Here is a 12,407-nt window from a genome sequence, read left to right as displayed (position 1 = left end):
CCAGAGAGCTAAATCACCCCTACTAACGGATGCGGGCGTAGCTCAGGGGTAGAGCATAACCTTGCCAAGGTTAGGGTCGGGCGTTCGAATCGCCTCGCCCGCTCCAGTTAGCCCTTCCAATACCCCGGAGGGAAATCGATCAAGGGTCACCTTCGGGTGGCCCTTTCGTCGTTTTGGGAATGTCGCAAGATTACACATACTTCCAAGAAAAAGCTCAACCGCGACCAACCTCTCTCCAAACAGATACCTACCATCAGAATAGCCGCTGATGATCGCAGCAAGGGCCGTTTCCCAAAGAGTAACTTTCTGCAGCTGCCCTGCCGAAAAGCGCTTGCAGCCATCCGCGCAGAGGGCTAAATCCTCCCTTACTAACGGATGCGGGCGTAGCTCAGGGGTAGAGCATAACCTTGCCAAGGTTAGGGTCGGGCGTTCGAATCGCCTCGCCCGCTCCAGTTGGACCTTCCAATACCCCGGAAGGAAACGATCAAGGGTCACCTTCGGGTGGCCCTTTCGTCGTTTTGGCCCGTCGCACTAATTCCCCAATGCGCGCTGCGAGACATATCAAACTCCTCCCCCTGCACGCAGCACCAAACGAAACCGCCGCGCAGCTCTTGCAAGAGATACGCGGCGGATCATGTAGCACAGGCCAACTGCTTATATCCGGATCAGGAGGCAACGGCTTTCATAAACCGGTCGCGGATCACCACGGGGTCCATCGTAATAACCGGCAGCTTGATTTTGCCGCTGTCGCATTTCGCTACAATCACGGTCATCTTTTTGCTGGCAATCGCCTGCTCAAGAACCTCGCGCGTCTCCTCTCCACGGCAGACCAGCACATTCTCACAGCCACAGGCCTCAGCCACTTTTTCAAGCTTGGTCTTCTTGCCCGCATAGGTCGGTTGATCGCCCGTAGAGCCATAAGAGCCGTTGTCGATGATCAGTAGAATGTAGTTATCCGCGACATTGTTGGCGATGGTCGGCAGCGTGCCAAGGTTGGTCAAAACCGAGCCATCCCCATCAATGGAAATGACCGTCTTGGGCTGAGACAGCGCAAGGCCAAGCCCAATAGAAGAGGACAGCCCCATGGTGCCAAGCATATAGAAATTCGTCGGTTGATCGTCGATCATATGCAGCTCTTGGCTTGGCAGACCAATATTACAGACAACCAGTTGGTCACGAAGAACAGGCGCGATGTCGCGTAGGATTTCTGAACGTATCATTGGTCTCCGTAGCCTCCCCAGAAGTTGGCATCGGTCAGGATTGCGACCGGTTTATTGCACATAAAGGTGTATTTCAGGATCGCATCCAGCTCTTGCACATCCGACTGGTGGTGAAAGTGGTAGGTCGGCACGTTCATCTCGGCCAGCAGCGCCTTTGTGTGGATCGCCATCTCGACCTGACAGGCTACAGGCTCGCGCAGCTCACCACGGTAGCTAATCAGCATAGGCAGCGGCATCCGGTAGTATTGGATCAGCGTCGCCAAGGTGTTGATTGTAACGCCAATGGCCGTGTTCTGCATGATGATCGCAGGGCGCTTGCCCCCCATAAACGCCCCTGCGCACAGGCCCATACCCTCATCTTCCTTATTGGAAGGGATGTGAAAAATCTCGTCGCGCGCGTCGATTTCGTCGATCACACCGGCCAGCTGCTTGCAGGGCACGGTGGTGACAAAAGAAATATCGTTGGCGACAAGATCATCGGTGATCTTCTTGTCGATGTTCATTTTATGAAACCTTTCTTTAGGAGATTACTTTGAACGGGATTGCTGCGGATCAGGTCCCTTGGGGCCGCTACGCCCCTCATAGCCAAGATGGGCCAAAGCACTCATTTCGCGCTAAACCCGCCGTCGACCATCAGCACCTGCCCCGTGACATAGGCGCTTGCCTGCGAGCATAAAAACAGCAACGGGCCGTCCAGGTCCTCGGCCCTGCCATTGCGCCCGATGCAGGTTTGGGCAGCATTTTGCGCGACGCGGGCAGAATCGTCAAAAACTGAGGCAGTCAGCTCAGTGGAGAAAAAACCCGGACCGATGGCATTTGCTGTGATCCCGTCTTTGGACCAGGCTTCAGCCATCGCGCGGGTTAGCTGGGCGATGGCTCCTTTGCTCGCGCCGTAAGCGATCCCCTCCGGGAAGGCCCGTGCGGTTTGCAACGAGGCGAAATTCACAATCCGGCCCCATCCCTTGGCGCGCATGGCAGGCACCAACGCCTGTGATAAAAAGAAAGGGGCCGACAGGTTGAGTGCAAACGTCTGGTCCCATGCATCTGTCGTGACATCGTCGGCTGCTTGCCGCGTGTTTATACCGGCACAATGCACAATTATATCGGGCGCACCAAAGGGCGCATTTATCCGCCCCACCAAATCCGCCATGCTTTCACGGTCGGCCACATCGCCCACCACCCCGGCGCCACCTGTCTGTTCGCAAAGCGTATCGAGCAGCGCGCGACGCCGCGCCACGCCGACAACCTGTGCCCCCGCCGCCGCCAAGGTGACTGCACCACGACGGCCCAGCCCACTACTTGCCCCTGTCACACAAGCCACGCGCCCCGTCAGATCAAACATGGCAGAGGGATCAGCCATGTGAAGACAGGTCGAATTCTTCATCTGGGAAATATTTGGCCAGCCGCACATCGGCCGATCGGGCGTGCCCCTCCATCCCTTCAAGGCGGCTGATGCGCGCGGTCGCTTCGGCCACATCTTTTGAGCCTTCGCGGGTAGAGCGCTGCCATGTAACGATTTTCATATATTTATGTACCGATAGGCCACCGGTATATCCCGCAGCCCCCGAAGTTGGCAGCACGTGGTTGGTCCCCGTCGCCTTATCGCCATAAGAAACCGTGGTCTCTTCGCCCAAGAAAAGCGAGCCATAACAGGTCAACCGGTCCAGCCACCATTCCAGATCATCAGCCTGCACTGTCAGATGCTCTGGCGCATAGTCATCCGAACAGGCCGCCATTTCTTCGCGGTCCGCACACAGGATGACTTCGGCATAATCGCGCCACGCCGCATGGGCGTTGTCGCGGTTGGCTTGTGGCAAGTCCTCGATCAAGGCCGGAACCATTTCCATCACCTTTTCTGCCAGTGAGCGGTCATCTGTTATCAACCATACAGGTGAATTATAGCCATGCTCAGCCTGCGAAACCAGATCAACAGCCACAATATGCGCATCCGCCGTATTATCCGCAATAATCAGGCTGTCTGTCGGGCCGGCGATCATATCAATGCCCACACGACCAAACAGGATACGCTTGGCCTCGGCCACGAACTGATTACCCGGCCCCACAAGGATATTCGCCTTGGGCAGGCCGAACAGGCCAAATGTCATGGCCGCAATGCCCTGCACACCGCCCATCGCCATAATTTTATCTGCGCCACATAAATGCGCCGCATAGACAATCGCAGGGGCCACCCCCACACCCGCACGCGGCGGGGAGCATGCGGTGATGTGCCCACAGCCCGCCACTTTGGCGGTGGTGACGGTCATAATCGCACTGGCCACGTGGCTGTAGCGCCCTCCGGGCACGTAACACCCCGCCGCATCCACAGGGATCGCTTTTTGACCGGCAATAAACCCCGGCACGACCTCGATCTCGACATCGGAAACTGTCGTTTTCTGCGCCTCGGCAAAGCGCTTCACGTTCGCATGGGCAAACCGGATATCCGCCTTGAGCTTGTCGGGAACCTGCGCGCAGGCCGCCTGAATTTCAGCGTCGCTTAGCAGGACACTTCCCTCATAGCCGTCAAATTTCGCGGCGTATTCGAGAGCTTTGGCATCCCCGCCCTCTTCGATTTCCGCCAAAATGGCCTGCACAATTTCATGAGTTTCGTTCGCATCCGATGATGCGGTAAGACGCGCCTTTTTGAGGTATTCCATTGTCATACTCGGATCCTAATCTGATGCCGCAGGAGCACCGCCCCACATAAGATAACACAGCTATACGCTGCCCATCCGCGATCAGGCGCAGCGAAGCCAAAGCAATTGCCTGATGGATATGTAAGCGCTTACACAAATCAAATGCAAGCGCTTACACAAATTGCGACAAAGCACTCGCCCAAGCCCATAGTTTCGGGTAGTTTTTTATCAACGTGCAGATCAACCAAAGGTGGCCCCCAGCCATGCGCAGCAGCAGATCCACTCCCACTCTTGATGATGTCGCAAAGAAGGCGGGTGTTTCCACTGCGACAGTATCGCGCTGCATCAACACACCCGAACGCGTGGTCGAGGCCACGCGAAAACGCGTAAACCGCGCCATTGACAGCCTTGGCTATACCCCCAATTTCGGGGCCCGCGTCATGGCAGCCAAACGCACATTCACCATCGGTGCCATTATCCCGACAATGGAAAACGCTATTTTCGCCCGCGGCCTTCAAGCCTTTCAGGAAGAGCTGCACAACAGTGGTTACACGCTTTTGGTTTCCAGCTCGGCCTACGACCCCAAGATCGAGGAAGAACAGATAAAGGCGCTGATTTCACGCGGTGCCGATGGGCTGTTGCTGATCGGGTATGACCGCGCGCCCGCGATCTACCGATATCTGGAACGGCAGGCGGCCCCTGCGTTGATTGCCTGGGCCTATGCCCCGAACAACCCGCTGCCTGCCATCGGCTTTGACAACCGCGCGGCCATGATCCGGTTATTTGATAAAGTATGGGAAATGGGCCATCGCCGTATCGCTGTGATCTCGGCCAATGTGCTGGGCAATGACCGTGCCGCCGAACGACTGGAAGGCATCCGTGACGCCCTGCTGGCACGTGGGCTCCCGCCGGAGACCATTCGCGTGATCGAAACGCCATACGGCTTTGACACCGGCGAGACCGCCATGCGTGAGCTGATGTCAACAGATGTTACGCCCACGCTGGTCATGTGCGGCAATGATGTACTGGCTGCCGGCGCGATGCGTGGCGCGCGTGCGCTGGGGCTGGATGTGCCACGGGATGTCTCGATCACGGGTTTTGACGATATCGAACTGGCCCAAGTCCTGCACCCGCCGCTGACGACAATGCATGTCCCCCACCGCGAAATGGGCCGGCGCGCTGCCGCCATGCTGATCGCGCTGGTAGAAGGCACTGCTCCGCAACCTGCTGTAGACCTGCCTGTCACTCTGCAAATGCGCGATTCATTAGCGCCACCGCGTGCGAACTGCCCCCCCTAGCCCTGCCTGAGGAGTACAAATGCATATATTGGTCGCCGGTGCAGGCATCGTAGGAATATCAACCGCAATCTGGTTGCAACGCGCAGGGCATAGCGTGACCGTAGTGGACCGCGCAGGGCCCGCCGCCGGGACCAGTTACGGCAACGCGGGGGTGCTGGCCTCAGGTGCCGTTTTGCCGGTCACCACGCCCGGCATTTTAGCGAAAGCCCCTGCGATGCTGTTGGACCGCGACGCGCCACTGTTTTTGCGTTGGTCCTACCTGCCGCGACTGCTCCCCTTTCTGCGCCGCTATTTGTCACATGCTACAGACGCCCAAGTGGATCATTATGCCGGTGCCATGTCTGCGCTGCTGTACGATAGTGTCGCGCAGCATCAGGCGCTCGCCGCCGACACGCCCGCGGCCCGCTTCATCAGCACCGAAGATTATTGTTTCGGCTACGCCACCCCCGCCGATTTCAAGGCAGACGCCTATGGCTGGGAAAAGCGGGAGGCGCATAATGTGAAATTCGAAGTGGTAAGCGGTAGCGACTTCGCCGCCTATGATCCGATCTTTGGCGAGGCTTTTTCAACCGTTGTGCGCTGCAAGAACCACGGCCGGATCAATGATCCGGGGGCCTATGTGCGCGCCTTGGCCGATCACTTTGTCTCTGAGGGCGGGACGCTGCAAATCACGCCGATCACCGACATTGAAATGCAAGACGGCGTAATTCGCGCGCTGATTACCCCAGACGGAGCCTTGCGGGCAGATAAAATCGTTCTGGCTATGGGCCCATGGTCAAAGAAGATTGCCCACAAACTGGGTATCAAAGTCCCGTTTGAAAGCGAGCGTGGCTATCATATCGAACTGGTTGCGCCCAGCGCGATGCCACGCGCGCCGATGATGGTCGCCTCAGGAAAATTTGTGCTGACCCCGATGGAAGGCCGCCTGCGCGCCGCCGGCTTGGTCGAATTTGGCGGGCTTAAGGCGCCTGCCTCTCGTGCACCGCTGTATATGCTGCGCCGACAATTGCACAGGCTGCTGCCGGATCTGGAATATGATCGAATGGATGAATGGATGGGCCACCGCCCTGCCCCTGCGGACAGTCTTCCGCTTATCGGGGCCAATGATCCGCAAGGGCGCAGTTACAGCGCGTTCGGCCATCAGCATATCGGATTAACCGGCGGCCCCAAGACAGGCCGGTTGTTGGCCGAAACAATTTCGGGGCACGCACCGAATATGGACCTCAGCCCCTTTGATCCGGCAAGATATACCCGAACCGTAAAACCCTGAGATGGAGTGGGCATGATGCCCCTCATCACCCCGCAAAATTTCAGTTGATCGGAAACCGCCGCAGGCAAAGCGGCGCATGGCGCTGGTAATCCATCAGTGTCTCGTCGACATCGCGGCGATCACGCATCGCCAACATGGCGCGCTTTTTCTCGGTCCAGCTGCCGCCTACATGGCGCTCGAGAATCAGGATCGAAATGCCAAGCAGCACATCCTTTTCATCGTCCCCCATCAATCCCGCACCATTCAGCGTCACGCCCGTATAGGCCATCATATTGGCACAGCGGAGCGCGGATGCTTCCTCGCCCTCATAGACACGCTGGGCCGCAGAAACAGGCGTTGCCGCCAACAAAGCAATCAATAAAAGCCCGCGCATCAAAACACCTTGAATGTCATAGTGGTCAAAGAACGCTCGATGCCGTCGATATCAAGCAGGTTGTCATTGATATAGACGCCCACATCCGCACCTTCGGGCACATAGACCTTCATCATCAGGTCAAAATCGCCTGAGGTGGAATAAAGCTCCGAGTGTATCTCACGCAGCGCAATTGCCTCGGCAACACGGTAAGCGGTGCCGGGACGGCAGCGGATTTGGATAAAGACACAGGTGCTCATGGCGCAGCTCCAGATAACAGGTTGCCCTACGGTCGCACGAAGCCTGCCTTGCCACAATCCCTGATCCCCTCTTGGCCTGCGGCACGGCGCTGCTATAAGGACACAACTTCGTCAACGGAAGGCTCCCCATGCGCCGCGCCCAAATTACACGCACAACCGCCGAAACCGATATCAACGTCGAGATCAATCTCGACGGTACCGGCATCTATGACAACAAAACCGGCGTGGGGTTCTTTGACCACATGCTAGACCAGCTATCGCGCCATGCGCTGATTGACATGACCGTGCGCTGCACCGGTGACCTGCACATTGATGACCACCACACCGTCGAAGATGTGGGCATCGCGCTGGGTCAGGCATTGACCCAAGCGATGGGCGATAAACGCGGTATCGTGCGTTATGGCGCGTGCCTGTTGCCGATGGATGACGCGCTGGTGCGTGCCGCACTTGACCTGTCCGCGCGACCCTATCTTGTGTGGAATGTCGAACTGCCGACCGCGCAGATCGGCACTTTTGACACCGAGTTGGTGCGCGAGTTCTTTCAGGCATTTGCGACCCACGGCGGCATCACCTTGCACGTGGACCAACTGCACGGCCTCAACAGCCACCACATTGCCGAAGCGGCATTCAAAGCCGTGGCACGCGCCCTGCGCGACGCGCTGGAACAGGACCCGCGCAAAAGCGACGCGATCCCTTCGACCAAAGGCATGCTTTGACAATGCTTACAGCGATTATTGATTACGAAAGCGGCAATCTACACTCGGCACATAAGGCGTTCGAGCGTATGGCCCGTGAAAGCAACGCTGGCGAGGTCATCGTGACCGCCGATGCCGATGTTGTGGCCCGTGCAGACCGCATTGTGCTGCCCGGTGACGGCGCGTTTCCCGCCTGTATGGCTGCCCTTAAGGGCACAGGTGGTCTGTTTGATGCGATGGTCGAGGCCGTCGAGGTCAAAGGCCGCCCCTTCCTTGGCATTTGTGTGGGCATGCAGTTGATGGCCACATGGGGCCGTGAATATGAAGACACCCGAGGCCTTGATTGGGTTGGTGGCGAAGTGACCCGCATTATCCCTGCGGATCCTGCGCTTAAGGTGCCGCACATGGGCTGGAACAATCTGGTGATTGATACGCCCCACGCCTTATTCGACGGTATTACGACCGGCGATCACACATATTTCGTGCACAGCTATCACATGGCCGTCACCGATCCCGCGCAACGTCTGGCCCATGTGGATTACGCAGGCGACGTCACGGCCATCATCGGGCGCGACAATATGATCGGCATGCAATTCCACCCCGAGAAAAGCCAGACAACGGGCCTGCGCATGATCTCGAACTTCCTCAACTGGAAACCATAACGCACCTGCGCCCCTCCCCGGGCGCAGATGCAATCGGCTTTAGTTCACGCGGCTCCACGTCTGCTTTTTGCAGATCGGGCCGACACAGCCTGACACTTGCAACGAATTGCCGGACAGCGCCATTTTCGACTTGAAGGTCTTGCCCGTGGACGGCTGCCAGATTTTGCCGGATTTATATGCGCCGCCCCCTGCGGGCGTCATATCCCAAACGATCTTTTTGCCGATGTTTTCGGATTTATATTCGCCCGACCCGTTAAAGGTGCGCGCGATAGTACCACACAGCTTCGCGCCGCAGGTGGTCATCTTTACATGGGCATAGGCGCCATCATCCACTTGGGTCTTCCACGTCCCTGCAACCGGATCGGCCCATACCGCCCCCGCAAAGGCAATCGCAGCAACCGCTGCTGTAAAAATCATTTTCATATTGGTTCCTCCCTAGAACTGCGTCCCAGCATGGCGCAGCGCAACGCCTTGTGGCAAGCATTCCGTAGGGTCGCGTTGCACCCTGCGCATATCCGTGTAAAACCGCGCCTAAGCACATGCAAAGGACAGCACACCATGATCCTCTACCCCGCGATTGACCTTAAAGACGGACAGGCCGTGCGCCTTGTACATGGCGACATGGAGCGCTCAACGGTCTTCAACGACAACCCCGCCGCCCAAGCGCAGGAATTTGTGGATGCGGGCTGCACATGGCTGCATCTGGTTGATCTGAATGGCGCATTTGCAGGTGAGCCGGTGAACGCCGCCCCTGTTGAAGCGATCCTCAAACAGTGCAAAGTCCCCGCGCAGCTTGGCGGTGGCATCCGCGACATGGCCACGATCGAGGCATGGCTGGACAAAGGCCTCGCCCGCGTGATCCTTGGCACCGTTGCCGTGGAAAACCCCGATCTGGTGCGCGAAGCCGCGCGCTCCTTCCCGAACCAAGTGGCCGTCGGCATCGATGCCCGCAATGGCCGCGTGGCCACAAAAGGCTGGGCCGAGGAAACCGACGTGATGGTTACCGACCTTGCCAAATCCTTTGAAGACGCAGGCGTTGCCGCGATCATCTACACCGACATCATGCGCGATGGCGCGATGGGTGGGCCCAACATCGACGCCACCGCCGATCTGGCCCGCGCCGTGAGCATCCCCGTAATTGCCTCGGGTGGTGTGTCCTCACTGGCCGATCTGCAAGCCCTCAAAGCCACAGGCGTGATTGAGGGCGCAATCTCGGGCCGCGCGCTCTATGATGGCGCGATTGATCTGGCGCAAGCCCTGGATGCGCTGCGCGACTGATCCTGCTTTGCTTGTCCCACCTTCCTCACCACGATAGAGAACTCCCATGCTCAAAACCCGCATCATCCCCTGCTTAGATGTCGCCGATGGCCGCGTGGTCAAAGGCGTGAATTTCGTTGGTCTGCGTGACGCGGGCGACCCTGTGGATGCGGCCATCGCCTATGATGCTGCCGGCGCGGACGAGCTGTGCTTTCTGGATATCCACGCCACCCATGAAAACCGCGGCACCATGTTTGATCTGGTGCGCCGCACAGCCGAGCATTGCTACATCCCGCTCACCGTGGGGGGCGGCGTACGGACCGTCGCGGATGTGCGCGCCCTGCTGCTGGCGGGGGCGGATAAGGTCAGCTTCAACTCGGCGGCTGTGGCCAACCCCGATGTGGTGGCCGAAGCCGCCGATCACTTTGGCAGCCAATGCATCGTTGCCGCGATCGACGCCAAAACAGTCGCCCCGGGAAAGTGGGAGATTTTCACCCATGGCGGGCGCAAACCCACAGGCATTGATGCGGTCGAATTTGCCATCACCATGATGGAAAAAGGCGCAGGTGAAATTCTGCTCACCTCCATGGACCGTGACGGCACCAAACAAGGGTTCAACCTGCCCCTGACCCGTGCCATATCTGACGCGGTGAGCATGCCTGTCATCGCTTCGGGCGGTGTGGGCAATCTGGACCACCTCGTGGACGGCGTGACCAAAGGCGGTGCATCCGCCGTGCTGGCCGCCTCCATCTTCCATTTTGGCGAATATACGGTGCAACAAGCCAAACAATATATGGCAGACGCCGGCATCCCGATGAGGCTCACATGACGACCACGCTTGACGATCTTTACGCCACGATTCTCACCCGTAAATCCGCCGATCCAACCTCAAGCTGGACTGCGCAGCTCTTGGCCAAAGGGCCCGAGAAATGCGCAGAGAAATTCGGTGAAGAGGCCGTCGAGGCCATCATTGAAGCCGTGCGCGATGACAAAGCGGCGCTGACGTCAGAGGCAGCAGACGTGCTCTATCACCTGCTGGTCATGCTGGCTGCGCGCGATGTGCCATTGGAAGATGTGATGGCAACGCTCCAGGCGCGGCAGTCCCAATCCGGCATTGCCGAAAAGAGCAGCCGCTAACCCCACGATAGCGCCCTGAAGCCCAAGTTGTTTCGGGCATACGCCCGAGCCCCCGCCCCACATTGCAGACAGAAAAAAACCTTCCGGACCAGCCGGAAGGTTATAAAGTGGGGAACAGGGACAAAATGCGGGGCGGTTGTTCCAAACCATCCCCTCTGTTTAACGAGATAGGTATGATTGCCGCCCGTTAAAGGCCCCATGCGAAATCAACCGCCACGCCGCCTATGCTACGGCGAAAACACGCGCAAAGTCGGTTCAGTCAAAGATATCCTCAACCAGATCAAAGGCTTCTTCGGCGAATTTACGAAACAGGCTTTTGCGTTTTTTACCGCGCTTTTTAGGCTTTGGCGGGGCTGCTTTGGGCAGTTTGCGTATTTGTGCACCGGCTTGGTGACTGACTGCGGGGTTGCGCGGTGCAGGATCGACTGGCAGCGCCTTGAGGCTGCTCAACGGCGCGCCGCATGCCCCACAGGTTAACGTGTGGTGACCTGCCCCCATAGACAGCACAGCGCGCGTTCCGCAGTGACAACAAGTGGCAATTTTATTCGGCGTGGCGATGGCGTGTCCCCCTTATGCGTGGTCCTTTGTAGCATATAGGGCGATTGCGGCCGCATTTGAGACGTTAAGCGATCCAAATGCACCGCCCGCGTCAATCCGTACCAGCGCATCCACTGTTTCGCGGGTTTTCTCACGCAGGCCTGGCCCCTCGGCCCCCAGCACCAGCGCCACAGCACGGTCCTTTTTGCCAGCAACCGCTGTTTCAATGGTCATCTCGGCCTCGCCATCCAGACCCAACACAAGATAGCCCATGCCTTGTAGCTCGCGGATACCGTCCGCCAGATTGCGGATGCGCAGATACGGCTGCCGCTCCAGCGCACCGGAGGCCGTCTTGGCCAATGCCCCTGTCTCGGGCGCGGAGTGATGGCGCGTGCCAATGACCGCCGAGGCGCCCAGCACCTCGGCCGAGCGCAGGATCGCGCCCACGTTATGCGGGTCCGTCACACGGTCGAGCATGATCACACGTGGTGCCGCATCGCCAATGCATACATCCGCCATACGGCCCCAATCCAGCGGCTTGACCTCTAGCACGGCACCCTGATGCACCGACCCCTGATCAATTGGCGGGCGGAATTTGCGCGGATCGACAACCTCGGGCGTGATGCCAGCAGCACTTACCGCATCTTCGAGCTTGGCCAGCGCGTTCGGCGTGACCATCAGCGTCAGCTTCACCCGCGTAGGGTTCATCAGCGCATCGCGGACCGCATGCAGACCGAACAACCAAAGCGTTTCTCGCGCCTCGGCTTTTTTGCCCTGCTCTTTTTCGACAACCCACTTAGGTTTCTTCATAACGGCCCCCTGAAATCGCGCGCATGTCCCCCTCTATCCCTTTGTCACGGGTAGGCCAAGCCTCCCCTGTAATGCCCCATTGGTCCCACAGGAAAGAAGCACATAGAAAACATCACACTTCCGCCAATTTTATGGTTGACCCCCCCCAGACCCACAGGTAATCACCGCGTCAGTGGGCGACAGGCCGCAAGGTGTGGCAGGGGACTGTAACTCCCTCGCGGAGACGCACGCCTGGTTCGATTCCAGGGTCGCCCACCACTTACCACCATAAAATCA

General features: G+C 58.4%; 16 protein-coding genes and 3 tRNA genes. 10 read left to right on the top strand and 9 right to left on the bottom strand.

From position 1 onward, the window contains the following. Positions 1–31 precede the first annotated feature (31 nt). Positions 32–106 (top strand) — tRNA-Gly (locus ABJM03_RS09355). 271 nt (positions 107–377) lie between these two features. Further along, positions 378–452: transfer RNA gene (locus ABJM03_RS09350), tRNA-Gly, on the top strand. Positions 453–665: 213 nt separating this feature from the next. On the opposite strand, the gene comE is transcribed toward ABJM03_RS09350, so the two are convergent. The 4 genes from comE to hisD form a co-directional block, all read right to left on the bottom strand. Then, positions 666–1,220, bottom strand: coding sequence for a sulfopyruvate decarboxylase subunit beta (comE, locus tag ABJM03_RS09345; RefSeq protein WP_348417119.1), 555 nt, complete (start codon positions 1,218–1,220; stop codon positions 666–668). Continuing rightward, the gene (locus tag ABJM03_RS09340; protein WP_348417118.1) at positions 1,217–1,723 is read right to left on the bottom strand and encodes a sulfopyruvate decarboxylase subunit alpha; all 507 of its coding nucleotides are present in this window, start codon (positions 1,721–1,723) and stop codon (positions 1,217–1,219) included. The genes comE and ABJM03_RS09340 overlap by 4 nt, the downstream gene beginning before the upstream one ends. Positions 1,724–1,824: 101 nt before the next feature. Beyond that, positions 1,825–2,580 carry an SDR family oxidoreductase gene (locus tag ABJM03_RS09335; RefSeq protein ID WP_348417117.1) on the bottom strand — a complete coding sequence of 252 codons (756 nt, stop codon included), beginning with the start codon at positions 2,578–2,580 and terminating at the stop codon, positions 1,825–1,827. After that, positions 2,573–3,880, bottom strand: coding sequence for a histidinol dehydrogenase (gene hisD, locus ABJM03_RS09330; protein WP_348417116.1), 1,308 nt, complete (start codon positions 3,878–3,880; stop codon positions 2,573–2,575). Before hisD ends, ABJM03_RS09335 begins: the two co-directional genes overlap by 8 nt. A gap of 236 nt (positions 3,881–4,116) precedes the next feature. Between hisD and ABJM03_RS09325 the strand changes: the two genes are divergently transcribed. Both ABJM03_RS09325 and ABJM03_RS09320 read left to right on the top strand, forming a co-directional pair. After that, entirely contained in the window at positions 4,117–5,151 is a 1,035-nt protein-coding gene (locus tag ABJM03_RS09325) for a LacI family DNA-binding transcriptional regulator (RefSeq protein WP_348417115.1), read from the top strand. A 19-nt stretch (positions 5,152–5,170) separates the two neighbouring features. Continuing rightward, positions 5,171–6,421, top strand: a complete 1,251-nt coding sequence (locus tag ABJM03_RS09320; RefSeq protein WP_348417114.1) for an FAD-dependent oxidoreductase — start codon at positions 5,171–5,173, stop codon at positions 6,419–6,421. A 40-nt stretch (positions 6,422–6,461) separates the two neighbouring features. On the opposite strand, the gene ABJM03_RS09315 is transcribed toward ABJM03_RS09320, so the two are convergent. Together ABJM03_RS09315 and ABJM03_RS09310 are read right to left on the bottom strand one after the other, a co-directional pair. After that, a complete protein-coding gene (locus ABJM03_RS09315) occupies positions 6,462–6,794 on the bottom strand; it encodes a hypothetical protein (RefSeq protein ID WP_348417113.1) in 333 nt (110 codons plus the stop codon). Beyond that, a complete protein-coding gene (locus ABJM03_RS09310) occupies positions 6,794–7,033 on the bottom strand; it encodes an Lrp/AsnC ligand binding domain-containing protein (protein WP_348417112.1) in 240 nt (79 codons plus the stop codon). The genes ABJM03_RS09315 and ABJM03_RS09310 overlap by 1 nt, the downstream gene beginning before the upstream one ends. A gap of 128 nt (positions 7,034–7,161) precedes the next feature. Here ABJM03_RS09310 and hisB point away from each other — a divergent pair, with 128 nt between their 5' ends. Further along, positions 7,162–7,749 (top strand): imidazoleglycerol-phosphate dehydratase HisB, encoded by a 588-nt coding sequence (gene hisB / locus ABJM03_RS09305; RefSeq protein WP_348417111.1) that lies wholly within the window; start codon positions 7,162–7,164, stop codon positions 7,747–7,749. Between the two features lie 2 nt (positions 7,750–7,751). Then, the gene (gene hisH, locus ABJM03_RS09300; RefSeq protein ID WP_348417110.1) at positions 7,752–8,390 is read left to right on the top strand and encodes an imidazole glycerol phosphate synthase subunit HisH; all 639 of its coding nucleotides are present in this window, start codon (positions 7,752–7,754) and stop codon (positions 8,388–8,390) included. A 39-nt stretch (positions 8,391–8,429) separates the two neighbouring features. Here hisH and ABJM03_RS09295 read toward each other — a convergent pair whose 3' ends face one another. Then, positions 8,430–8,813 (bottom strand): DUF2147 domain-containing protein, encoded by a 384-nt coding sequence (locus ABJM03_RS09295; protein WP_348417109.1) that lies wholly within the window; start codon positions 8,811–8,813, stop codon positions 8,430–8,432. A gap of 135 nt (positions 8,814–8,948) precedes the next feature. Here ABJM03_RS09295 and hisA point away from each other — a divergent pair, with 135 nt between their 5' ends. Genes hisA through ABJM03_RS09280 form a run of 3 tightly spaced genes read left to right on the top strand, consistent with a single transcriptional unit; the run spans position 8,949 to position 10,784 of the window. Then, entirely contained in the window at positions 8,949–9,668 is a 720-nt protein-coding gene (gene hisA, locus ABJM03_RS09290; protein WP_348417108.1) for a 1-(5-phosphoribosyl)-5-[(5-phosphoribosylamino)methylideneamino]imidazole-4-carboxamide isomerase, read from the top strand. A gap of 46 nt (positions 9,669–9,714) precedes the next feature. Next, the gene (gene hisF / locus ABJM03_RS09285; RefSeq protein WP_348417107.1) at positions 9,715–10,476 is read left to right on the top strand and encodes an imidazole glycerol phosphate synthase subunit HisF; all 762 of its coding nucleotides are present in this window, start codon (positions 9,715–9,717) and stop codon (positions 10,474–10,476) included. Then, entirely contained in the window at positions 10,473–10,784 is a 312-nt protein-coding gene (locus ABJM03_RS09280) for a phosphoribosyl-ATP diphosphatase (RefSeq protein ID WP_348417106.1), read from the top strand. The genes hisF and ABJM03_RS09280 overlap by 4 nt, the downstream gene beginning before the upstream one ends. 255 nt (positions 10,785–11,039) lie before the next feature. Here the strand turns inward: ABJM03_RS09280 and ABJM03_RS09275 are convergent, their stop codons facing one another. Continuing rightward, positions 11,040–11,234, bottom strand: coding sequence for a hypothetical protein (locus ABJM03_RS09275; RefSeq protein WP_348417105.1), 195 nt, complete (start codon positions 11,232–11,234; stop codon positions 11,040–11,042). Between the two features lie 120 nt (positions 11,235–11,354). Next, positions 11,355–12,131 (bottom strand): 23S rRNA (guanosine(2251)-2'-O)-methyltransferase RlmB, encoded by a 777-nt coding sequence (gene rlmB, locus ABJM03_RS09270; RefSeq protein WP_348417104.1) that lies wholly within the window; start codon positions 12,129–12,131, stop codon positions 11,355–11,357. Positions 12,132–12,305: 174 nt separating this feature from the next. Between rlmB and ABJM03_RS09265 the strand changes: the two genes are divergently transcribed. After that, positions 12,306–12,389, top strand: a tRNA-Tyr gene (locus tag ABJM03_RS09265). The last annotated feature ends 18 nt before the right edge of the window (positions 12,390–12,407 follow it).

Source organism: Sulfitobacter sp. (genome assembly GCF_039977885.1).
In the GTDB taxonomy this organism is placed as follows: domain Bacteria; phylum Pseudomonadota; class Alphaproteobacteria; order Rhodobacterales; family Rhodobacteraceae; genus Sulfitobacter.
The sequence above is the reverse complement of the archived record's forward strand: the minus strand, read 5'-3'. Positions and strand labels throughout refer to the sequence as shown.

Bases quoted from the DNA above. Each gene is read 5' to 3' on its own strand.
- hisH (WP_348417110.1), top strand. From the start codon at position 7,752: ATGCTTACAGCGATTATTGATTACGAAAGCGGCAATCTACACTCGGCA.
- ABJM03_RS09315 (WP_348417113.1), bottom strand. From the start codon at position 6,794: ATGCGCGGGCTTTTATTGATTGCTTTGTTGGCGGCAACGCCTGTTTCT.
- ABJM03_RS09310 (WP_348417112.1), bottom strand. From the start codon at position 7,033: ATGAGCACCTGTGTCTTTATCCAAATCCGCTGCCGTCCCGGCACCGCT.
- hisB (WP_348417111.1), top strand. From the start codon at position 7,162: ATGCGCCGCGCCCAAATTACACGCACAACCGCCGAAACCGATATCAAC.
- ABJM03_RS09280 (WP_348417106.1), top strand. From the start codon at position 10,473: ATGACGACCACGCTTGACGATCTTTACGCCACGATTCTCACCCGTAAA.
- hisD (WP_348417116.1), bottom strand. From the start codon at position 3,880: ATGACAATGGAATACCTCAAAAAGGCGCGTCTTACCGCATCATCGGAT.
- ABJM03_RS09320 (WP_348417114.1), top strand. From the start codon at position 5,171: ATGCATATATTGGTCGCCGGTGCAGGCATCGTAGGAATATCAACCGCA.
- hisF (WP_348417107.1), top strand. From the start codon at position 9,715: ATGCTCAAAACCCGCATCATCCCCTGCTTAGATGTCGCCGATGGCCGC.
- hisA (WP_348417108.1), top strand. From the start codon at position 8,949: ATGATCCTCTACCCCGCGATTGACCTTAAAGACGGACAGGCCGTGCGC.
- ABJM03_RS09325 (WP_348417115.1), top strand. From the start codon at position 4,117: ATGCGCAGCAGCAGATCCACTCCCACTCTTGATGATGTCGCAAAGAAG.
- ABJM03_RS09335 (WP_348417117.1), bottom strand. From the start codon at position 2,580: ATGGCTGATCCCTCTGCCATGTTTGATCTGACGGGGCGCGTGGCTTGT.
- comE (WP_348417119.1), bottom strand. From the start codon at position 1,220: ATGATACGTTCAGAAATCCTACGCGACATCGCGCCTGTTCTTCGTGAC.
- rlmB (WP_348417104.1), bottom strand. From the start codon at position 12,131: ATGAAGAAACCTAAGTGGGTTGTCGAAAAAGAGCAGGGCAAAAAAGCC.
- ABJM03_RS09295 (WP_348417109.1), bottom strand. From the start codon at position 8,813: ATGAAAATGATTTTTACAGCAGCGGTTGCTGCGATTGCCTTTGCGGGG.
- ABJM03_RS09340 (WP_348417118.1), bottom strand. From the start codon at position 1,723: ATGAACATCGACAAGAAGATCACCGATGATCTTGTCGCCAACGATATT.